This window comes from Tenacibaculum sp. A30 (genome assembly GCF_051200845.1).
In the GTDB taxonomy this organism is placed as follows: Bacteria; Bacteroidota; Bacteroidia; order Flavobacteriales; family Flavobacteriaceae; genus Polaribacter.
This window is the reverse complement of record NZ_CP195160.1, coordinates 516,149-538,715: the sequence shown is the minus strand read 5'-3', so window position 1 is coordinate 538,715 and position 22,567 is coordinate 516,149. Positions and strand designations below refer to the sequence as shown.

Here is a 22,567-nt window from a genome sequence, read left to right as displayed (position 1 = left end):
GTTTTATCGTTGTTTGCAGCTTCGCTGATGTAAGTTAAATATGCCTTTATAAGCTATACTTATGAAGGTAACAGAACATTTAGAAAAAGCTAACGGAACATCATTGTTTTCGTTTGAAATTCTTCCACCATTAAAGGGAGATAATATTGATTCAATATTCAAAAATATTGATCCGTTAATGGAATTCAATCCGCCGTTTATAGACGTAACTTATCATCGAGAAGAGTATGTGTATAAAGAGTTAGAAAGCGGATTGTTAAAAAAGCAAGTAGTAAAAAAGCGTCCAGGTACGGTAGGTATTTGTGCGGCAATTCAGAATAAATACCAAGTAGATGCCGTTCCACATATTTTGTGTGGAGGGTTTACCAAAGAAGATACCGAGAATTTCTTAATAGACCTCGATTTTTTAGGTATTGATAACGTAGTTGCGTTGCGTGGTGATGCTGTAAAAAGCGAAACTTATTTTAAGCCAGAAAAGGACGGACATGCGTATGCAAGTGAGTTAGTAACTCAAATTGAAAACTTAAATAAAGGAAGATATTTAGATGATGACTTGCAAAACTCCTCAAAAACTGATTTTTGTATCGGTGTAGCAGGTTATCCAGAAAAACACATGGAAGCACCAAGTTTAGATTCTGACATTCATTTTTTAAAGAAAAAAATAAAAAACGGAGCAAGTTATATAGTAACACAAATGTTTTTTGACAATCAAAAATACTTTGAGTTTGTAGATAAATGTAGAGAAGAAGGTATAACAGTTCCTATCATTCCAGGATTAAAACCAATCTCAACCAAAAAACAATTGAATTTAATTCCTCATCGCTTTAAAGTAGATTTACCAGATGCGTTGGTAAAAGAAGTAATTAAATGCAAAGACAATAGCGAAGTTCGACAAGTTGGGATCGAATGGTGTATTGCACAAAGTAAAGAGTTGAAACAAAAAGGAGTGCCTATTTTACACTATTATTCAATGGGAAGATCAACGAATATTCAACAAGTTGCTGAAGCCATTTTTTAAATAAATCGTTATTTCGAACCGAGTGAAACGAAGTGTGAGAAACCTTATGAATATAAGTTATTTGTTTTAATGAGATTTCTCACTTCGGTCGAAATGACAGGTTAGTTTTTAATATTTCTTACGTCATAACGAGGGGTATAACGACATGGTTATCTCATTAAGAGACAAAACGTTATTTTTGAGTGCTAACAAACTTCTCCTGAATAATTTGTGCTACAGGTTTGTTTTCTATTTTGCTTTCCAGCCAAGAAAGAATGTCCAAATACAAAAAAGCTCTTTTTTCATAAGGATGATTCTCATATACTTTTAAGCGATCGTATATCTTCTTAAACTCCTTTTTTATTTGATGTGGGTAAACATCACCTAATGCTTTTATAGAAGAGATAAATTCCTTTTGAACCTCTTGAAGATTTTCCATTTTTAGTAAAAAACGATAGGTGTCTTTAAACTGCCGTTCTAAATCGTAATCTAACCCACATTCATAATGAGCAATTAAGCACAACACTCTAGCAAAACATTGTAAATCTTGTGCGACATCAATATGTTTAGATTTGATGATTTTATTTAGGTATAAAATGCACTCTTTGTTTTTGCCCATACCAAAGTATAAACAAGCTATTTTATAGTAAAATACAACGATATGATGTGTGTCTAAACGATCTTTGTACTCATCAATTTTTTCATTGATAATGTCTACTAAATATTCACCTTCTGAAAAGTTACCTTCTAAGAAATGTAGGTGTAATTTATTGGTATAATAGTATAAAAAGGTAAGGATTTCAGTATTACTATTCTGAGGAATAGTTTTAGCCTCAATCTCATCTTCAAACAAAGAAAGTTCTTCTTTAAATTTATCATAGTGCTTGATAAAAAATAAGCTTTCTAATAAATAATTTTTCCCTTTCAAATAAAAAACAGGGTGTAAAGAAATATTCTTAGCGTCGTTTTTAAATAAATCTACCCATTTGTTGGCGTACTTGTAACTCTGTAAAAAATCCTGTGTTAAAAAACTATGCCACAAGTGTGCTTTGTATAGCCATAACTTTTCTCTAAATCCTAATTTTTCATACGAATATTCGGGTAACTTAGAATTGAAATAAGAATTTACGCGTTGCAGTTCTTCATCATTTTTTACGTACCCGTTTTTTAATAAGGTTCCATACAATTGCAGTGATAAGTTAGATAGTTTACTAGCTATTACATTTTGCTGACTGAGCTCTTTCGCTTGAATAGCTAGCTCATCTGAACGCGTGTCGATACTTCGGGTTATATATTGACTTTCAATCACTTTTTCCAACTCAACAATTTCATAGGCAATATTTTTTTCTTCATTTTCAATTGCCATATTTTTTGCTTTCTCAAGCAATTTTAAACTTTGTTTGTACAATCCTTTTTGATATAAAACAGTAGCAAAATCTAACTGCTCACGTATTTGAATTCTGATGTTTTTATGGGCAGGATTCATACGAAGACTAATTAGTATTTGCTTATATAAGTGAGCTTTTAAATTGGAAAGTTGCTGTTTGCTAACAACACCACTATCAATAATTGCTTTTTCGTTGTAACATTTTTGTTTTTCTAACAATTTAAAAAGGGAAAAGAACTTCGCATCTACATTACCACCTAAACGACCTACATATAAATTAAATTGACGTTTTTCTGATTTTGATAACGACTTTATCAAAACAAATAATGCGTCATTTTGTTGGTTGGAGAATGTAATTGGTTTACGCATAACTTTTTGTCTTTCAGTAGTTTGTTTTTGTTTTTTGTTGTTTTGATATCGTAACTAACCCATTTAAAAAGAGTTTGTTAGAAAAGCCAATATATACATTTGGATTTTATTCTGATAATCATAGTTAGATTTATGCACAACGATAAAATTCAAATTTTTGATACCACTTTACGAGACGGGGAACAGGTCCCAGGATGTAAATTAGATACCCAACAAAAATTAATTATTGCCGAAAGACTCGATTTTTTAGGAGTTGATGTAATTGAAGCTGGTTTCCCTGTGTCGAGTCCAGGTGATTTTACTTCGGTACAAGAGATTGCTAAACTGGTTAAAAACGCTTCAGTTTGCGGATTAACCAGAGCTGTAAAAAAAGATATAGAAGTTGCTGCTAATGCTTTAAAGTTTGCTAATAAACCTAGAATTCATACAGGTATTGGTACTAGCGATTCTCATATTCAATACAAGTTTAATGCTTCAAAAGACGAAGTGATTAGACGAGCTAAAGAAGCAGTTTCGTATGCAAAGAACTTTGTAGATGATGTAGAGTTTTATGCTGAAGATGCTGGTAGAACTGATAATGCTTTCCTAGCAAAAGTTTGCGAAGAGGTTATCAAATCAGGAGCAACAGTGTTGAATATTCCAGATACTACAGGGTATTGTTTGCCAGAAGAATACGGAGCAAAAATCAAGTACTTAAAAGAACACGTAAAAGGTATTGAGAATGTAATTATCTCTTGCCATTGTCATAATGATTTAGGATTAGCTACTGCTAATTCTATCGCTGGAGCTATTAATGGAGCACGTCAAATAGAATGTACAATTAACGGAATTGGTGAGCGTGCAGGAAATACTGCATTAGAAGAAGTAGTTATGATTTTAAAACAACATCCATATTTGAATCTTCAAACAGATATTAATACCAAATTGTTATATGATACGAGTATCATGGTTCGCGAAAAAATGGGAATGCCTGTTCAGCCTAATAAAGCCATAGTAGGAGCAAATGCTTTTGCACATAGTTCAGGAATTCACCAAGACGGAGTGATTAAAAATCGTGAAACGTATGAAATTATCAATCCAGCAGATGTGGGGGTTAATGAAAGTGCTATTGTGTTAACAGCACGAAGCGGAAGAGCAGCCTTGGCATACCGTGCCAAAAAGATTGGATACGAATTAACCAAAATTCAATTAGATACTGCTTATAAAACCTTCTTACAGTTTGCTGACAGACAAAAAGAAGTGATTGATGAAGACATTCATCAAATTATGAAACAAGTTAACAATATTTCAAAAATAGCTATAGCTTAATGGGAAAGACATTATTTGATAAAGTTTGGGATGCGCATGTGGTTGATAGCATTAAAGACGGACCACAAATTCTATATATTGATAAACATTTAATTCACGAGGTAACAAGTCCACAAGCATTTAATGAATTAAAAGAACGTAATATTCCGATTGCAAGACCTGATAAGATTGTAGCAACGGCTGATCATAACACACCAACTGTAAATCAACATTTACCAATAAAAGACGAGTTGTCTCGTAATCAATTAGAACAGTTGACCAAAAACTGTGAAGAAAATAACATCACCTTATACGGATTAGGTCACCGCTATAATGGAATTGTCCATGTAATGGCTCCTGAATTAGGAATCACACAACCGGGAATGACGATGGTTTGTGGTGATAGTCATACCTCAACGCATGGTGCTTTCGGTACCATCGCTTTTGGTATCGGTACAAGTCAGGTTGCACAGGTATTTGCAAGCCAATGTTTGTTGTTAGAAAAACCTAAGAGTTTACGTGTAAATGTGAATGGAAAGTTGAAAAATGGAGTATTACCAAAAGATGTAATCTTATATATCATCGCCAAACTAGGTACGAATTCAGGTACGGGATATTTTTGTGAATATGCTGGAAATGTATTCGAAGAAATGTCTATGGAAGGACGTATGACCGTTTGCAATATGAGTATTGAAATGGGAGCAAGAGGAGGTATGATTGCTCCAGATGAGACTACTTTTGACTACGTAAAAGGACGTGAGTTTGCTCCAAAAGGAGAGGAGTTTGATAAAAAAGTAGCGTATTGGAAAACGTTGAAAACGGATAAAAATGCAGTATTTGATAAAGAATATTCGTTTGATGCAGAAGATATTGAACCAATGGTAACTTATGGAACCAACCCAGGAATGGGGATAAAAATTTCTGAAAATATTCCTCTGTTACATGATGCTTCCTTTGAAAAATCGTTGCAATACATGGATTTTCAAAAAGGAGAAAGTCTTGTAGATAAGACAATTAATTATGTGTTTATTGGAAGTTGTACAAACTCTCGAATTGAAGATTTTAGAGTCGCTGCCAATTATGTAAAAGGAAAGCAAAAAGCATCTAATGTGCATGCATGGTTAGTGCCTGGGTCACAACAAGTGGCGAAACAAATTAAGTTAGAAGGATTACAAACCATTTTTGAAGAAGCAGGTTTTCAATTACGACAACCAGGATGCTCCGCATGTTTGGCAATGAACGATGATAAAATTCCAGCGAAAGAATATTGTGTTTCTACATCTAATAGAAACTTTGAAGGACGTCAAGGGCAGGGAGCACGTACTATTTTAGCAAGTCCTCTTGTAGCAGCAGCTACAGCTATTGAGGGTAAAATAATTGACATTACTAAACACCTAAATTAAGATGGAAAAGTTTGTAAAATTGATTGATACAGCCATACCGTTACCAACAGAAAATATTGATACTGATCAAATAATACCTGCACGCTTTTTAAAATCGACCGATAAAAATGGTTTTGGTGATAATGTGTTTAGAGATTGGCGTTATAAAAAGGATGGGAGTTTGAATGAAGATTTTGTATTAAATAATGATAATTATAGCGGAAGTATTTTAATCGCAGGAGATAATTTTGGTTGTGGTTCTAGTAGAGAACATGCAGCTTGGGCATTAGCTGGTTATGGATTTAAGGTAGTCATCAGTAGTTTTTTTGCTGATATTTTTAAAGGAAATGCGTTGAATAATGGCATTTTACCTATACAAGTTCCGAAGGAATACTTAGTAAAGCTATTACAAAAAGTAACTAATGTACCCGATACTACTATTATTGTCGACTTAGAAAATCAAGTAATAAAGACTCCTATTGGAAATGTAGATTTTGAAATTAATTCGTATAAAAAACTATGCTTGTTAAATGGGTATGATGATATTGATTTTTTAATCAGTAAAAAAGATAAAATAACAGCTTTTGAAGCAAAAAAGGTATAAAAAGAAATATATGAAGTACAATATAACCGTAATTCCAGGAGATGGAATAGGACCAGAAGTAACTGAGCAGGCTAAAAAAGTGCTAAGAGCCATAGGTAATGTGTTCGACCATACTTTCTTATTTGAAGAAACATTAATGGGGGCTTGTGCTATTGACCAAACGGGAAATCCTTTACCCGAAAAAACCATTGAGTTATGTAAAAAAAGTGATGCCATCTTGTTTGGAGCGATCGGAGATCCAAAATATGATAACGACCCTACAGCTAAGGTGCGTCCAGAGCAAGGCTTGTTACGTTTACGAAAAGAATTGGGCTTGTTTTGTAATGTACGTCCTGTAAAAGCATATGATACATTAATTCATAATTCACCTTTAAAGAAAGAGAGAATTGAAGGAACAGATATCGATATTTATAGAGAGCTGACTGGAGGGATTTACTTTGGTATAAAAGAACTAAGTGATGATGGAAAGCATGCTTTTGATGGTTGTTCTTATACGGTTGAAGAAATAGAACGAATGGCACATTTAGCTTTTCAGTCAGCTCAAAAAAGACGTAAAAAGCTAACTTTGGTAGACAAAGCTAATGTATTAGAAACTTCAAGATTGTGGCGCAAAACAGTTACGGAGATGGCAAGTGAGTACCCTGATGTAGAAGTTGACTTTTTATTTGTAGACAATGCAGCGATGCAGTTGATATTAAATCCAAAACAGTTTGATGTAATTTTAACAGAAAATCTTTTTGGAGATATTCTTTCGGATGAAGCTAGTGTAATAGGAGGTTCTATAGGTTTGTTAGCATCGGCATCTATAGGAAAAGAAAATGCATTGTTTGAGCCAATACATGGTTCTTTTCCACAAGCAAAAGGGAAAGATATTGCGAACCCATTAGCTTCAATCTTATCAGCTGCGATGTTATTAAAACACTTAGGTTTATTACAAGAAGCTCAAGTAGTAGAAGAAGCAGTTGAAAAATCATTAGAATTAGGAATTACAACTCAAGATATTAATCCGGAAAACCCATTTTCAACAAGTAAAGTTGGCGATTTTATTGCTGATTACATCTATAATCAAGAAGATAGCAATATCAACTTTCAAAATGTGCATATGGGACAAAGTACCATTATTTAAACAATTAGCTATTTTTTTTCAGAGAAAGGCTACCTATTTTATAGGCAGCCTTTTTTCTTTTAAAGAAGAACTTCACGCGTTTATCAGAAAATTTCCTGAGTTCATAAAATAGCTGTTTTTAAAACGATATGGCTGAAATACTTTTGACATATAAATCATAAAAAACTATAAAAAAATGAATACAAAAAGAGAACTTATATTTTTAAGAACATTCGCAGTAAGTATTACAGCTATAATAGGAGTATTAACAACAGTTGCTTTTAAAAGTAAAGGAAACACACAGTTTGATACCATTGATGTAAAAAGAATTAATATCATCGAAAATGACGGGACAGTAAAAATGTTGATTACCAATGCAGCAAACTTTCCAACTAAAGGAGATGAAATTAATGGAAGAGTATATCATGAGAGAAAGAAAAGAGCGGGTATGCTTTTCTTTAATGAAGAAGGAATAGAGTGTGGAGGGTTCATTTATGATGGTAAAAAAACTGAAAAAGGACATAGTTCAGGTTTATCATTAACATTTGATCAATATGATGGAGATCAAGTAATGCAGTTAATAACAACTGATGCAAAGAAAGACGGAAAAAGATACAAAGCAGGAAGATTAGTGTTTAATGATAGAGGTGATAATGAAACCCAAGAAATGTCTCAAAAAATAGGAGAGGAATTAAAAGCAATTCAAGATCCAGAAAAAAGAAGAGCGAAGTTTCAAGAATATCAACAAAAAGGAATGATAGGAGGAGTTCCTAGAGTAGCTTTGGGACAAACACCGGGAAAACAAAATGGATTGTTTTTATATGATTCTAACGGAAAAACAAGAGCGAAGTTTATTATAGATGAGGATAATAAAATAAAACTAGAGGCTTATGATGATAAGGGTAATGTAATAAGTACTTGGCCAGAAGGCAAATAGTAGATTATAATTTGCGATGAGATTATTCTAAAAATCTCATCGCAAATTTGATATATTTGTGATTAACGATATGAAAACAAATACCTCCTTTTTTAGAGAAAATATTGCATTTTTAATCTTTCTCTTCCTTTTTTCTTGGATAGTTATTTTAAAGAATCAATTTGGGGTTTCAAGTTCTTGGGAAGATTTTATTTTTTATCCAGATGCTCCTTTTTGGTTTTTCTTAAAAGCTGTTTTTATTTTCTGGTGGGTTAGCTTTATTAAAAAGAGGATTAATAAAAGTTCTAAAAAGCAAACTCCATCGTTAAAAAAGTACCTGTTGTTTTTTGGGATAGGGTTATTATCTTATTTAGTCATCGGAAATGTTTTTGGATTAATAATCTCTTTTATTTTTGATACCTATTCTAGAAATTTTGGTACGTTATATCACTTGGTTTATAAAAATATGGGGTCGACAATGGACTTTATTATTTTTGGAGGATTTTCGTTAGCTTATTTGTACTATAAAGAAAATGTAGTTTATCAAAAACAGGCAACTGCTTATGAGATAAGTAAGGCCAAAAGTGAAATTACTCAGTTAAAAACTCAATTAAACCCTCATTTTTTATTTAATAACTTAAATGTTTTAGATCAACTTATAGAAGAGGATACAGAGAGAGCTTCTTTATTTTTAAATCGTTTTGCAGAACTATATAGGTATAGTTTACATAGTGCAGATAAACAATTGGTTCCATTAAAAGAAGAACTGTTTTTTGCAGAAGGATATTTCAAGTTAATGGAAGAGAAATATCAAGGATATTATCAATTAGAAATTCAGGAAACTCTTTATCAAGAAAATATTTTAGTTCCTCCATTTTGTTTACAAGTCCTTATAGAAAATGCAATTACTCACAATAAAGGAACACTCGAAATTCCTGTACATATTGCAATAACAGGAGGTAATGGAATAAAAGTAACAAATAATAAAGCATTATATTCTAAAAGAGTAAAAGGTAACGGAGTAGCGTTGGCTAACTTATCAAAACAATTTGAGTTGCTTACCGGTACAAGTATTCGCATAGATGAAAAGGAAGATAAATTTGAAGTGGTGTTACCATTAATAAAAACAAACAGGCATAACTTAAAATGATAAAAGCAATCATAGTAGAAGATGAATTACCAGCAAGGAAGAAGCTGAAAAAATACATTGAAAGTTATAAAGAGTCTATCACTATTGTAGAAGAGTTTGAAACAGTAGAAGAGGTTTTAGGTTTTTTTGAAACACCAACAGATATCGATTTGATTTTTTCAGATATAGAGCTAAGAGATGATAATGCTTTTGAGGCCTATAAAAAGCTAAATGTTAAAGCACCTATCATTTTTATTACTGCCTATAATCAGTTTTGGATGGAGGCTTTTGAAACAAGTGGGATTGAATATTTATTAAAACCCTATTCGTTTGAACGTTTTGAAAAAGCTGTAGATAAATATGTGAGTTTAAAAAATTCTATGACTGTTGATGGTAATGAAAGCGTATTGCAAAAATTAGAAACCTATTTAACAAATCAAACAGTACAAGTACTAAAAACGTATCAAGAGTTTATTGCTGTTAAATCTTCTCAATACACCTATTTTTTAAAGATAGAAGAAGTAGTGTACTTTCAAGCAGATTACGGAATTGTAGTAGCATATGATGTACACAACAAAAAACATATTTTGAATCAATCTTCTCTAAAAATGTTAGAAGAATTGATAAATCCTGCTGTATTTTTTAAAATCAATAGAAGTGAACTACTCAATAGAAATTATATAGAAAAAATAAGCAGGTATACTAAAAATATAATAGCTATTAACTTAAAAAATAACGAGACAGTTTTAAAAACCAGTCAAAATAAAACGGCTGAGTTTACTAAGTGGCTTGGGATATAAAAACAATAAAAGCAAGATGATTTCTATCTTGCTTTTATAAAAATGTTAGACTAAATTAAGTTTCTCACGGATTTTATTCAAACACAAATTATCAATACCTCCTATATGCGTATGTTTTTTTGAAGTATCAGGAGTGTAGGTTCCGTTGACAACTTCGCCACCAATTTTTTGGTAAGCTTCTCTAAAACTCATTCCGTTTTCTACCAGTGTATTAATATTGTCAACAGTAAAAAGATATTTGTACTTTTCATCTTGTAAATCAATGTCTTTTACAATAATTTGCTGAATAGCATAATCAAAAATATCTAGCACATCTTTTAACTCTTCAAAAACATTGATGATGTTTTCTTTTAATAATTGGTAATCTCTATGATATCCACTTGGTAAATTGTTAGTGATTAATAAGGTTTCGGTATACAACGCTTGAATTTTATTACACTTTCCTCTAATCAATTCAAACACATCAGGATTCTTTTTATGGGGCATAATGCTACTACCTGTAGTCAATTCATCAGGAAAAGAAATAAAATCAAAATTCTGACTCATATACAGGCAGATATCCATCGCAAAACGAGCTAAGGTGTTACTTACACTTCCTAACGCCATGGTAAGTGTACGCTCACTTTTTCCTCTGCTCATTTGTGCTGCCACCACATTGTATTTTAAGGTTTCGAAGCCCAATTCCTTTGTGGTGAACTCTCTATCAATAGGGAACGAACTACCATATCCTGCAGCAGAACCTAACGGATTTTGATCTACCGTTTTTAAGGCTGCATTAACCATGTGCAAATCATCAATTAACAATTCGGCATAGGCAGAAAACCACAATCCGAATGAGGAAGGCATAGCCACTTGCAAATGGGTATAACCTGGTAATAGCTTGGTTTTATATTGCTCTGCTAATTGCAATAAGGTGTTAAAAAGCGTTTTTGTTTTCTCAGAAATCAACTGTAAATTGTTTTTATAATACAATTGTAACGCTACCAAAACCTGATCGTTTCTTGAACGTGCTGTATGAATTTTCTTACCAACTTCACCATACATTTTAGTCAATTCGAACTCAATTTTAGAATGTACATCTTCAAATTGAGCATCAATTATAAAAGTATCGTCTTCAATTTGCTGTTGTAGCGTAGCAATTCCACTAGTTACTTGCGCTAATTCTTCCGAAGTAATAATACCGATGGATGCTAGCATTTTAGCATGTGCTAACGATGCTTGCAAGTCATATGGTGCAATGTGTATGTCTATTTCTCTGTCATTACCAACAGTGAAATGTTCTATTTTTTTATCTATGGATAATCCTTTGTCCCAAAGTTTCATAATCTTAGTGTTTTTTTAGAGCCAAGAGAATAGATCGCTTCGCATAAGTCTTTGTTCTTGACTCTTTGTTCTATTTTCTTCTACAATACTTTATTCAATAATTTTATATACAACTCAATTCCTTCTTCAATTTCTTGAAGATAAATAAACTCATCAGCGGTGTGTGAACGTGTGCTGTCTCCAGGCCCTAATTTTAACGACGGACAACTTAATACTGCTTGGTCAGATAGGGTAGGAGAACCATAGGTTTTTCTTCCTAAAGCAATACCTGCTTGTACTAATGGATGTTCTTTTGGTATTGAAGATGAATTCAAATTCAAGCTGCGTGGTTGTATGTTGCAAGGTGCGTGTTCTTGTAAAAAGTCACTGATTTCTTGATTGGTATATTGATTGTTTACACGAACATCTATTACCAATTTTACTTCGGAAGGAACGGCGTTGTGTTGTTTTCCCGCGTTGATTTGTGTTACCGTAAGTTTTACGTCTCCTAAGGTTTCCGAGGTTTTTTCAAATTCAACATCTTTAAACCATTGTAATACTTCAATAGCGTTATAAATAGCATTGTCGTGATTCGGATGTGCGGCATGACTTGGAGTTCCTTTTACCTCAGCATCAAAAACTACTAAGCCTTTTTCAGCTATGGCTAAATTCATTAAAGTAGGTTCTCCTACAATCGCTACATCAATCTTTGGTAAAGTTTTTAGTAATCCATTTAAACCGTTAGGACCACTGCTTTCTTCCTCGGCAGTTCCTGCAAAAACAAGGTTATAAGTCAAGTTTTCTTTCTGGTAGAAATGGGTGTAGGTTGCCAATAACGAAACCAAGCATCCACCAGCATCGTTACTTCCTAATCCGTAGAGTTTGCCATCTTCTACAATAGCTTTAAACGGATCTTTAGTATAGCCATTGTTTGGTTTTACCGTATCGTGGTGCGAGTTGAGTAACAACGTAGGTTTGTTAGTATCAAAATGTTTGTTTACCGACCATACATTGTTCTGGTTTCTGGTATATGGAATGTTGTATTCCTGAAACCAGTTTTCTAACAGTTGCGCGGTTAGGTCTTCTTCCGAAGAAAAAGAAGGCGTTTCTATCAGATTTTTTAATAGGCCAATGGCTTTTATAGTAAGTTCTTGTATCGTCATAATGTTAATGCGGTGTGTTTAATAGTTGGATTGAATATGATGTCAGTATTTCCTATATGTACTTTATGTACGTTGTGCTGTAAGGCATGGAAACAATTGTCTAATTTAGGAAGCATTCCTTCAAAAATAACACCGTTAGTTTTTAATTGAGTATAGTTTTTGGTGTTGATGTGTTCAATAATTGAGTCATTGTTGTCAACATCGGTTAATACCCCTGGTTTTTCAAGACAGTAATACAATTCTGTATTAAAATGTGCAGATAAGCCTATAGCAATTTCCGAGGCTATGGTATCTGCATTTGTGTTTAGTAACTGTCCATTAGCATCGTGTGTAATCGCACAAAACACAGGAGTTACTTCGTTATTAATTAGTATTGTTGGTATTTGCGGATTTACGGTAACAACGTCGCCCGCAAATCCGTAATCTATAGGTTCAGCAGGACGTTTGGTTGATATAATAGTATTTCCGTCGGCTCCTGTAAACCCCACAGCATTGGCGTTGTGCGCTTGTAACTGCGCAACAATTTGCTTGTTGATTTTTCCGGCATATACCATAGTAATCAAATCTAAAGTTTGCGTGTCGGTTACACGTCTGCCTTCAATCATTGTTACCGGAATGTTGAGCTGACTGGCTAGTTCAGAAGCCAATTTTCCTCCACCATGAACTAATACTTTCGGCCCTTTTAACTGAGCAAATTTAGCTAAGAAATTGTTCAAAGTTTTTTCGTCGTTAATAATGTTTCCGCCAATTTTAACAATCTTTATAGTTTTCATAATTCTCCTAAAATTTGTTGTAAAACTATTTGAGCTGCAAAGGTTCTGTTGTTGGCTTGTTCAATAACCAGAGAATTATCAGCATCTAAAACAGCATCTTCCGCTATTACATTTCTTCTAATGGGTAAACAGTGCATAAATTTAGCAGTACCTATTTTTTCCTGAGTAATCATCCAGTTGGGGTCTTCATTTAGTATTTTACCATACTCATTAAAAGAACTCCAGTTTTTAGCATAGATAAAGTCGGCATTCTCAAAAGCTTTCTGTTGGTCATATTCAATAGGAAACTGTTGCGTGATTTCTGGGTCTAGCTCATATCCTTTCGGATGAGTAATTACAAAATCGACCTCCATATTATGCATCAAATGCACAAAAGCATTGGCAACCGAATGTGGTAATGCTTTTGGATGTGGAGCCCAAGACAACACAACTTTAGGTTTGTCAACTTTTTTAGTTTCCGTAATAGTAATCGCATCTGCCAAGGCTTGCAACGGATGGTCAGTAGCACTTTCCATATTCACAATAGGCACTGTGGCGTATTTAACAAAACTATTGAGTACTGTTTCAGCTCTGTCTTTTTCTTTGTCTTCTAAAGTAGGAAAAGCCCTAACCGCAATAATGTCGGCATATTGAGAAATCACCTTAGCAGCTTCTTTAATATGTTCAGAAGTGTTTAAATTCATCACAGCACCATCTTCAAATTCCATATTCCATGCATTGGTAACGTTTAATACACTTACTTGCATTCCTAAGTTTTTAGCTGCTTTTTCAGTACTTAATCTAGTACGTAAACTAGCATTGAAAAAAAGCATGACTAAAGTTTTGTGTTGTCCTAAATCAGAAAATTGATAAGGGTTCTTTTTTAATTGAATTGCTTTTTGAATGGTATCTGAAAGATTCTCAATATCGTTTATAGTGGTATATTTTTTCATGATTACTTTGGGTTGATTGTCTGTTTGACAATCTTTATGTGGTTTTTACATCACCCTGATTCCGAAGTTTCGGAACGGGGATTGGTAATAAGGTTGTTTTTATATTTCATTACTAATTGTGTTATTGTATATAAAAAGCTTTTCCGTGATTTTAGTTTCATGCTACTTGTGGTATTATTAGTTAAGTTCTTTTTTTAAGGCGATAATAAAAGCATCTACATGTTCCTTTTGTAAGGTTAAGGAAGGTAAAATTCTAAGTAGATTAGGATTTTTAGCACTTCCCGTAAAAACATGCTGATTGAATAATAGCGATTTTCTTAAGTTGGCAATAGGAAAATCAAATTCTAAGCCTAACATTAAGCCTCTACCTTTTACAGCTTTTAGTTGTGGAATGGTTGAAACTTGTTCGATAAAGTAAGTTGAAACCTCTTGGACGTTTTTCATCAACTGTTCTTTTTCTATAGTGTCAAGCACTGCTAAAGATGCCGTACAGGCTAAATGGTTACCACCAAAGGTAGTTCCTAACAAACCATAAGAAGCTTGAATGCTTGGATGGATTAAAATTCCACCTATAGGAAATCCATTTCCCATTCCTTTTGCCATAGAAATGATATGCGGAGTAATTCCATGCTTTTGAAAAGCAAAGAAATCACCTGTTCTACCAAAACCGCACTGAATTTCATCAGCAATAAGTACGGTGTTGTATTGTTGGCACAAGTTTTCCAACCCTTTATAAAAAGCTGTTGAAGCTTCGTCTAATCCTCCAATACCTTGAATAGTTTCAATAATAATAGCACAAACATCATTGTTCTGTAAAGCCTTTTCACCACCTTCTAAGTCTTCAAACTCTAAAAAGATAACTTCTTGTTGTGCGTTGATAGGCGCTACAATCTTAGGATTGTCGGTTACCGCTACAGCAGCAGAAGTACGTCCGTGAAACGAGTTTTTAAAAGCAATTACTTTTTGCTTACCCGTATGAAAAGAGGCTAGTTTTAAAGCGTTTTCATTAGCTTCAGCCCCCGAATTACATAAGAATAACTGATAGTCTTTACAACCCGATAGTTTTTCTAATTGGTCAGCCAATTCAACCTGTAACGGATTTTGAATAGCATTGCTGTAAAAACTTAACTTACTCACTTGTTCGCTAATATTTTTAACATAAGTAGGGTGTGAGTGCCCTATAGATATTACAGCGTGTCCACCATATAAATCTAAATATTTAGTGCCTTTATCGTCGTATACATATACATCGTTGGCAGTTACTGGGGTAATATCAAATAGAGGATATACGTCAAATAAACTCATTAGTTTTCTTTTTTTATGGTGTTAATTTTGTTGAAAGAGGCAACCATTCCCTGTATTAATGCAGCACTTAACCCTTTGTGTTCCATTTCATTCAAACCTTCAATAGTACAGCCTTTTGGGGTGGTAACTTTATCGATTTCTTCTTCAGGATGATTTCCTGTAGTTATGAGTAAGTGGGCAGCACCTTCGCTGGTGTGCATCGCTAATTCTTGTGCTTCTTTGGCATCAAAACCTAGCTGAATAGCCGCCTGTGTGGTAGCACGTATCAAACGCATCCAAAAGGCAATACCACTGGCACATACTACGGTAGCTGCCTGCATTTGGCTTTCAGGAATCACCATAGAAGTACCTAATTGATTGAAAATAGTGGTTGCGGTTTGCAAGTGCGCTTTTCCTTGCGTATTACTACAGATACAGGTCATAGATTTACCTACTGCAATAGCTGTATTAGGCATAGCTCTGATAATAGTAGTATCTGAACCAATAAGCGCTTCCATTTTTTCAATAGAAAAACCAGCAACTGTAGAAATCACTAAATGATTGTCTGATAAGAGAGGAGCAGTTTCTTTTAAAAGAGCTTCTAAATGTGTTGGTTGTACAGCAAAAATTAATACATCAGATGCTGTGATTGCTTCCTTGTTATTAGAACTAATGAAAACGTTGGGAACTTCTTTAAATTCATTGAGTTCTTCAATATTTCTCTTGGTTAAGTAAAGTTGAGAAAACGAATTGTTTTGTGTCAATCCTTTAGCGATCGATTTTCCTAAGTTACCTGTTCCTATAATTGCTATTTTCATGTCTTTTATTTTAAAAATAAGTTGCTTTTAGTTGTAATCCTGTTTCCTCTTGAAAACCAAACATCAAGTTCATGTTCTGAATTGCCTGTCCAGAAGCTCCTTTTAATAAATTGTCAATGATGATGGTAATTAGTAATTTATCTCCGTGTTTGTGTACATGAATTAAACACTTATTGGTGTTGACTACTTGTTTTAAATGTAGTTCTTGGTCTGCCATATGTGTAAAAACAGCATCTTTATAATACTCTGTATATAATTGTTTCGCTTCGTCTAAGCTTCCCTCAAAATGAGTGTACTGAGTAGCGTAAATACCTCTAGAAAAGTCTCCTCTGTTAGGAAGAAATAAAACCTCCGATTCAAAATTTGATTGAAGCTTATGTAAGGTTTGATTGATTTCTCCTAAATGTTGATGCGTGAAAGGTTTATAGTAGGAAAAATTATTATCTCTCCACGTAAAATGCGTAGTAGAAGATAATGAAGTTCCTGCTCCAGTAGCACCAGTAACTGCATTGATATGCACATCATCTTGTAACAAACCTGCATTGGCTAAAGGTAGTAACCCAAGTTGAATAGCAGTAGCAAAACAACCTGGATTGGCAATATAAGAGGCGTTTTGTATGGCTTCTTTTTGAAATTCAGGTAACCCATATACAAACTTTTTTCCTTCAAAGGTACTGTCTGCTTCCAGTCTGAAATCATTTCCTAAATCAATAATCTTAGTGTGATTTGAAAAAGTATGTGTTTCTAAAAATTGTTTAGAATTTCCATGTCCTAAACATAAAAACAGTACATCTACAGCTGTATTAATTTCATTTGTAAAGGTTAATTCAGTACTTCCTACCAAATCCTGATGTACATTCGCTATTTTATTACCCGCATTAGAAGTGCTATACACAAAATTAATAGCTGCTTTTGGATGTTGTAATAAAAGCCTAATTAACTCTCCTGCTGTATAACCTGCACCTCCAATGATTCCTGCTTGTATCATAATTTAGCTATTTACTTGTTGATATATTTTATTCTGATTTCCTAATAACTTAATAAAACCTTTAGCATCATCAGCTGTCCATCCGTTGTTTAGTTCACCATAACTACCAAATTTAGCATTCATTAAATCGTGAGGAGAATCAATTCCATCTAAGGTAAAGTGATACGGTTTTAACGTTACAAAAACATCGCCAGTTACTTTTGTTTGACTATTTGTAAAGAAGGCTTCCATATCTCTCATTACAGGATCTAAATACTGACCTTCATGTAAGTGCATACCATAAAAACTTGCTAAATATTCTTTGTGTTGTAATTGCCATTTGGTTAGGGTGTGTTTCTCTAATAAATGATGTGCTTTAATGGTAATTAATGCAGCTGCAGCTTCAAAACCAACTCTTCCTTTAATTCCAACAATGGTATCGCCTACGTGAATATCTCTACCAATTCCGAATTTTGAAGCTAGGGCATTCAATTGTTCAATGTTTTGTACAGGAGCTTTTTCGTCATCATTAATTGCCATTAATTCACCCTTTACAAAAGAAAGCTTTACTTGTTCAGGTACTGTTTTTGTTACTTGAGAAGGGTAGGCGTGTTCTGGTAACGGATGTTCTGAAGTTAAAGTCTCTTCACCTCCCACACTGGTTCCCCACAAACCTTTGTTGACAGAATATTTAGCTTTTTCCCAAGACAAATCAATGCCGTTACTTTTTAAGTACTCAATTTCTTCTTGTCTTGAAAGTTGTAAATCTCTAATAGGAGTTATAATTTCAATTTCAGGAGCAATCGTTTGAAAAATCATATCAAACCTTACCTGATCGTTCCCAGCACCTGTACTACCATGCGCAATATAACTAGCATCAATACTTTTAGCATAGTTTACTATTTCTATAGCTTGTATAATTCTTTCAGCACTTACTGAAAGCGGATACGTGTTGTTTTTTAATACGTTACCAAAAATTAAGTACTTAATTACTTTGTTATAATAATCAGTTACGGCATTGATGTTTTTATAGGTAGCCACACCCATTGTGTAAGCGTTGTGTTCAATCTTTTTAATTTCTTCGGAAGAAAATCCGCCAGTGTTCACACTAACAGCATGAACTTCATATCCTTGTTTTGATAAGCTTACCGCACAGTACGAAGTATCTAATCCGCCACTATAAGCAATTACTAATTTTTTCATTTTTTGTCTTTTTTTAGGAAGATGGTTTCCTTGATTCTTTTTAGTCTTTGAAAGACTTTATCTTTTACTTTTATGTCTTGAGATTTTTTGTTAGGATCGTATAACATACCTATACACAAACACATTTTTTGCTGTGTACGTTGTAAAACATCATAGTTTTTACAGGTTTGACAACCATTCCAAAAAGATTGATCTTCTATAAGTTCAGAAAAGGTAACAGGTTTATAGCCTAACTCACTATTAAGTTTCATTACTGCTAAACCAGTAGTAATACTAAATATTTTGGCATTGGGAAACTTGGTTCTAGAATGCTCAAAAACTACTTTTTTAATTTTTTTGGCTAAACCGATACCTCTGTAATCTGGATGTACAATTAATCCAGAGTTCGCTACAAATTTGCCATGACTCCAGGCTTCGATATAACAAAACCCAGCAAATTTGTCTCCGTCTAGCGCTATAACAGCATTACCATTTTCTAGTTTTGTAATAATATATTCTGGTTTTCTTTTGGCAATTCCTGTACCTCTAACCAGCGCAGCTTCGTCAATAGTTTGACAAATAATTTCTGCATACTTACTATGCGATTGATCAGCAATAACAACTCTCATTGAAATTGATTTTAAATATATTTTCTGTTAATAACCCTTGGTTTGAAAGAAGAACCGGACGCACCTAAGTTCCCAAAAAGAAGTAATACCCTTACGGGCGACGTCGGATAAAAGTAGTGCGTACAGCAGTTGCGTTATTGAAAGTAATAACACTAATTTGTAACAATAAAAAAATGTAAATGATTGAAATCACAGATAAAAAATAAATTATACAATACTCAGTTTAGGACAAAAGGAAGACTAGCGTCGGTTGTAAGACCGCACTAAAAAACTGGGTGTATTATTGTATATTTTACTTGTTTGCATGATGCCGCAAATCTATAAAATAAATTTTGATAAATACTAAATAAAAAATAAAAACTTATATAAGTGTAAGTAGTACAGTGGGTTATGAGGTGTTTTTTTGTGTGTGGAAATAAAAAAAACAAAAAAATATTAGGATTACTAAAAAATATTTTCAAATATTTGTGACATCAAATGAAGAAACAAGTATTAAATATCATTTCTATTATTATTGTCATTGTGATTATTTCGCAAGGATAAGGAAGTGGTATTTTATTATTAAATTATATAAATTTTAAAAAGGCTTCCTAAATTTTAGGAAGCCTTTTTTAGTTACAAAAAACATGAATCAATTTTTTAACATCGTGGTAATTATTATTGTCATTATTAGCTCTCCACCGAGTTGATACAGATAGTTATTGCCTATATGGAAAGCCTGTATCTAACTCTAGATACAGGCTTTTTTTATTCCGTGAATATCATAAGACAAAAACATTAATTAATTGATTTTTAATTTATTATGTTTTTAAAAGATAGGTTAGAAATCATTAAAGTATTGAAAAATAGAAACTAAAGTAAAAAGCGAAAAATAATTTTGAACAGTAAAAACAACTAAAAATGTACTATAACGAGGAAACAGTAATTTTTTACAACGGACAGTTTATCAAAGCAAAAGATGCTAGCGCTAATTTGTATAGCCAGAGTTTACACTACGGAAATGGAGTTTTCGAAGGTATCAGAGCTTATAATACAACCGAAGGAACTAAAGTCTTTAAGTCGTATGAGCATTACAAGAGGCTAAAATACGGAGCAGAAGTCATGAATATTCAATTGGATTATTCTGAAGAACAACTTACGCAAATTACTTACGAATTGTTAGAGCGTAATGGTTTAAAAGACGCATACATCCGTCCGTTGGTAACCACAGGATCAGATATGAGTTTATTTACTTCTAAAGAAACCAACTTAGCTATTCAATGCTGGGAATGGGGAAAATATATGGGAGATAAATTACTACGTGTAAAAACGTCTTCGTTCCAACGTCCGAATCCGAAGTCATGTTTTGTAGAAGCAAAAGTAACAGGGCATTATATCAATTCAATACTATCAACGAACGAAGCAAAAAATAATGGTTATGATGAAGCACTGTTGCTAGATATGAATGGTAATGTAGCAGAGTGTTCAGGTGCTAACATTTTTATGGAGAAAGAAGGGAAACTATATACACCACCTAGAGGCCATATCATGGCAGGTATTACTCGCGCTACGGTAATTGAGTTATGTGAAGAAGAAGGAATCTTTGTTGAAGAAAAACATTTCAGTTTAGAAGAATTAAAAAATGCGGATGCTTGCTTTTTTACAGGAACTGCAGCCGAAGTAGTAGGATTACAGTCGCTAGATGACTATCAATTTCCACTAGCGTGGGAAAAATCACAAGGATATAAATTGATGAAAGTATATAAAGCCGAAGTAGTAGGCTTACGTCAAAAACGAAAAGCAAGCTAACATGGAACTAAACAAATTTAGTAAACAAGTAACTCAAGACGACACTCAACCAGCAGCACAAGCTATGTTGCATGCCATAGGATTGTCAAAATCAGATTTGGAAAAACCGTTGGTAGGAATTGCAAGTACAGGATATGAAGGAAATCCGTGTAATATGCATCTAAACGATTTAGCAAAATTGGTAAAAGAAGGAACTGAAAATGCTGATTTAGTAGGATTGATATTTAATACCATCGGTGTTTCTGACGGAATATCTATGGGAACACCAGGAATGCGCTATTCACTTCCTTCTCGTGATGTCATTGCCGATTCTATGGAAACGGTAGTACAAGCGATGTCGTATGACGGATTGGTAACCGTAGTGGGCTGTGATAAAAACATGCCCGGAGCATTAATGGCAATGTTGCGCTTAAACCGTCCTTCGGTTTTAGTATATGGAGGAACTATTGCTTCAGGATGTCATGAAGGAAAAAAGTTAGATGTAGTATCTGCTTTTGAAGCATGGGGGGAGAAAGTGGCAGGAACCATTACTCAAAAAGAATATCAAAATGTGATTGAGAAGGCATGTCCAGGAGCAGGAGCTTGTGGAGGAATGTACACCGCAAATACTATGGCATCAGCAATTGAAGCTTTGGGTATGAGTTTGCCTTACAATTCATCGAATCCTGCAATTAGCAACGACAAAGAACAAGAATGTGTCAAGGCAGGAGAAACATTACGTGTATTACTAGAGAAAGATATCAAACCATCGGATATCGTTACAAAAAAATCGTTGGAAAATGCAGTACGATTGGTAACGGTTATGGGAGGCTCTACCAATGCTGTATTACACTTTTTAGCGATAGCAAAAGCGGCAGAAGTAAAGTTTACCTTGGGAGATTTTCAACGTATTTCAGATGAAACCCCATTCTTAGCCGATTTAAAACCTAGTGGAAAATACTTGATGGAGGATGTGCATAAAGTAGGAGGTACACCAGCAGTTTTAAAATATTTACTAGAAAAAGGGTTGTTACATGGAGATTGTTTAACTGTAACAGGAAAAACGTTAGCTGAAAATTTAGCATCGGTTCCTAGTTTAACAGAAGGACAAGATGTAGTACAGCCAATAGAAAATCCTATTAAAGCTACAGGCCATTTGCGAATGCTCTATGGAAACTTAGCTAAAGAAGGTTCTGTAGCGAAAATAACAGGAAAGGAAGGATTGTATTTTTCAGGAAAAGCAAAAGTTTTTGAAGGAGAATATGAGGCTAATGACGGAATACGAGATGGTAAAGTTGAAAAAGGAGACGTTGTGGTAATTCGTTATGAAGGTCCTAAAGGAGGACCTGGAATGCCAGAAATGTTAAAACCAACAGCTGCTATTATGGGAGCAGGGTTAGGTAAAGATGTTGCTCTAATTACAGATGGTCGTTTCTCGGGAGGAACTCACGGATTTGTGGTAGGTCACATTACACCTGAGGCGCAAGAAGGTGGGGTAATTGCTTTAGTAAAAGATGGAGACACTATAACCATTAATGCTGAAACGAATACGATTCATGTAGATGTTTCGGAAGAAGAATTAGTCAAAAGAAAACAAGAATGGATAGCTCCACCTTTAAAAGTAAAAAGAGGAGTATTATATAAATATGCAAGAACAGTAGCATCAGCATCTAACGGATGTGTAACCGACGAATTTTAATCGCAGGGCGATAGCCAGATGGTAAATAAAGGTATTTGATTTTTAGATAAAGACAAGAGAATTAAGATTCAAGAC

20 protein-coding genes are annotated in these 22,567 nt (G+C 33.8%); 10 read left to right on the top strand and 10 right to left on the bottom strand.

The annotated features are described in order from the left end of the window. The first annotated feature begins 61 nt into the window (after positions 1–61). Complete coding sequence (gene metF, locus ACR9ES_RS02545) at positions 62–1,018, top strand: methylenetetrahydrofolate reductase [NAD(P)H] (protein WP_435254984.1); 957 nt, start codon at positions 62–64, stop codon at positions 1,016–1,018. 172 nt (positions 1,019–1,190) lie between these two features. Here metF and ACR9ES_RS02540 read toward each other — a convergent pair whose 3' ends face one another. Continuing rightward, entirely contained in the window at positions 1,191–2,753 is a 1,563-nt protein-coding gene (locus ACR9ES_RS02540; RefSeq protein WP_435254983.1) for a hypothetical protein, read from the bottom strand. Positions 2,754–2,885: 132 nt separating this feature from the next. Here ACR9ES_RS02540 and ACR9ES_RS02535 point away from each other — a divergent pair, with 132 nt between their 5' ends. The 7 genes from ACR9ES_RS02535 (at position 2,886) to ACR9ES_RS02505 (ending at position 9,976) form a co-directional block, all read left to right on the top strand. Continuing rightward, positions 2,886–4,061, top strand: coding sequence for a 2-isopropylmalate synthase (locus ACR9ES_RS02535; RefSeq protein WP_274633775.1), 1,176 nt, complete (start codon positions 2,886–2,888; stop codon positions 4,059–4,061). After that, positions 4,061–5,443 (top strand): 3-isopropylmalate dehydratase large subunit, encoded by a 1,383-nt coding sequence (leuC, locus tag ACR9ES_RS02530; RefSeq protein ID WP_274633776.1) that lies wholly within the window; start codon positions 4,061–4,063, stop codon positions 5,441–5,443. The genes ACR9ES_RS02535 and leuC overlap by 1 nt, the downstream gene beginning before the upstream one ends. A gap of 1 nt (position 5,444) precedes the next feature. Further along, positions 5,445–6,026 carry a 3-isopropylmalate dehydratase small subunit gene (gene leuD, locus ACR9ES_RS02525; protein ID WP_274633777.1) on the top strand — a complete coding sequence of 194 codons (582 nt, stop codon included), beginning with the start codon at positions 5,445–5,447 and terminating at the stop codon, positions 6,024–6,026. A gap of 10 nt (positions 6,027–6,036) precedes the next feature. Beyond that, positions 6,037–7,152 (top strand): 3-isopropylmalate dehydrogenase, encoded by a 1,116-nt coding sequence (leuB, locus tag ACR9ES_RS02520; RefSeq protein WP_435254982.1) that lies wholly within the window; start codon positions 6,037–6,039, stop codon positions 7,150–7,152. Between the two features lie 175 nt (positions 7,153–7,327). Next, positions 7,328–8,068, top strand: coding sequence for a hypothetical protein (locus tag ACR9ES_RS02515; RefSeq protein WP_435254981.1), 741 nt, complete (start codon positions 7,328–7,330; stop codon positions 8,066–8,068). 70 nt (positions 8,069–8,138) lie between these two features. Further along, positions 8,139–9,197, top strand: a complete 1,059-nt coding sequence (locus tag ACR9ES_RS02510; RefSeq protein WP_435254980.1) for a sensor histidine kinase — start codon at positions 8,139–8,141, stop codon at positions 9,195–9,197. Then, the gene (locus tag ACR9ES_RS02505) at positions 9,194–9,976 is read left to right on the top strand and encodes a LytR/AlgR family response regulator transcription factor (RefSeq protein ID WP_435254979.1); all 783 of its coding nucleotides are present in this window, start codon (positions 9,194–9,196) and stop codon (positions 9,974–9,976) included. The genes ACR9ES_RS02510 and ACR9ES_RS02505 overlap by 4 nt, the downstream gene beginning before the upstream one ends. 45 nt (positions 9,977–10,021) lie before the next feature. On the opposite strand, the gene argH is transcribed toward ACR9ES_RS02505, so the two are convergent. The 9 genes from argH to ACR9ES_RS02460 all read right to left on the bottom strand — a co-directional run bounded on the left by argH (position 10,022) and on the right by ACR9ES_RS02460 (position 19,026). Beyond that, the gene (gene argH, locus ACR9ES_RS02500; RefSeq protein ID WP_435254978.1) at positions 10,022–11,299 is read right to left on the bottom strand and encodes an argininosuccinate lyase; all 1,278 of its coding nucleotides are present in this window, start codon (positions 11,297–11,299) and stop codon (positions 10,022–10,024) included. Between the two features lie 80 nt (positions 11,300–11,379). Continuing rightward, positions 11,380–12,441 carry a M20 family metallo-hydrolase gene (locus ACR9ES_RS02495; RefSeq protein ID WP_435254977.1) on the bottom strand — a complete coding sequence of 354 codons (1,062 nt, stop codon included), beginning with the start codon at positions 12,439–12,441 and terminating at the stop codon, positions 11,380–11,382. Next, the gene (gene argB / locus ACR9ES_RS02490) at positions 12,438–13,214 is read right to left on the bottom strand and encodes an acetylglutamate kinase (RefSeq protein WP_435254976.1); all 777 of its coding nucleotides are present in this window, start codon (positions 13,212–13,214) and stop codon (positions 12,438–12,440) included. Before argB ends, ACR9ES_RS02495 begins: the two co-directional genes overlap by 4 nt. Continuing rightward, positions 13,211–14,146, bottom strand: a complete 936-nt coding sequence (locus tag ACR9ES_RS02485; RefSeq protein WP_435254975.1) for an acetylornithine carbamoyltransferase — start codon at positions 14,144–14,146, stop codon at positions 13,211–13,213. Before ACR9ES_RS02485 ends, argB begins: the two co-directional genes overlap by 4 nt. A 177-nt stretch (positions 14,147–14,323) precedes the next feature. Continuing rightward, positions 14,324–15,451 carry an aspartate aminotransferase family protein gene (locus ACR9ES_RS02480; protein ID WP_435254974.1) on the bottom strand — a complete coding sequence of 376 codons (1,128 nt, stop codon included), beginning with the start codon at positions 15,449–15,451 and terminating at the stop codon, positions 14,324–14,326. Beyond that, a complete protein-coding gene (gene proC / locus ACR9ES_RS02475) occupies positions 15,451–16,248 on the bottom strand; it encodes a pyrroline-5-carboxylate reductase (protein ID WP_435254973.1) in 798 nt (265 codons plus the stop codon). Before proC ends, ACR9ES_RS02480 begins: the two co-directional genes overlap by 1 nt. A gap of 10 nt (positions 16,249–16,258) precedes the next feature. Next, positions 16,259–17,236, bottom strand: a complete 978-nt coding sequence (gene argC / locus ACR9ES_RS02470) for an N-acetyl-gamma-glutamyl-phosphate reductase (protein WP_435254972.1) — start codon at positions 17,234–17,236, stop codon at positions 16,259–16,261. Positions 17,237–17,239: 3 nt separating this feature from the next. After that, a complete protein-coding gene (locus tag ACR9ES_RS02465) occupies positions 17,240–18,418 on the bottom strand; it encodes an argininosuccinate synthase (protein ID WP_435254971.1) in 1,179 nt (392 codons plus the stop codon). Beyond that, the gene (locus ACR9ES_RS02460) at positions 18,415–19,026 is read right to left on the bottom strand and encodes a GNAT family N-acetyltransferase (protein WP_435254970.1); all 612 of its coding nucleotides are present in this window, start codon (positions 19,024–19,026) and stop codon (positions 18,415–18,417) included. The genes ACR9ES_RS02465 and ACR9ES_RS02460 overlap by 4 nt, the downstream gene beginning before the upstream one ends. Before the next feature lie 900 nt (positions 19,027–19,926). Here ACR9ES_RS02460 and ACR9ES_RS02455 point away from each other — a divergent pair. Together ACR9ES_RS02455 and ilvD are read left to right on the top strand one after the other, a co-directional pair. Continuing rightward, the gene (locus ACR9ES_RS02455; protein WP_435254969.1) at positions 19,927–20,814 is read left to right on the top strand and encodes a branched-chain amino acid transaminase; all 888 of its coding nucleotides are present in this window, start codon (positions 19,927–19,929) and stop codon (positions 20,812–20,814) included. 1 nt (position 20,815) lies between these two features. Then, the gene (ilvD, locus tag ACR9ES_RS02450; protein WP_435254968.1) at positions 20,816–22,492 is read left to right on the top strand and encodes a dihydroxy-acid dehydratase; all 1,677 of its coding nucleotides are present in this window, start codon (positions 20,816–20,818) and stop codon (positions 22,490–22,492) included. Positions 22,493–22,567 lie beyond the last annotated feature (75 nt).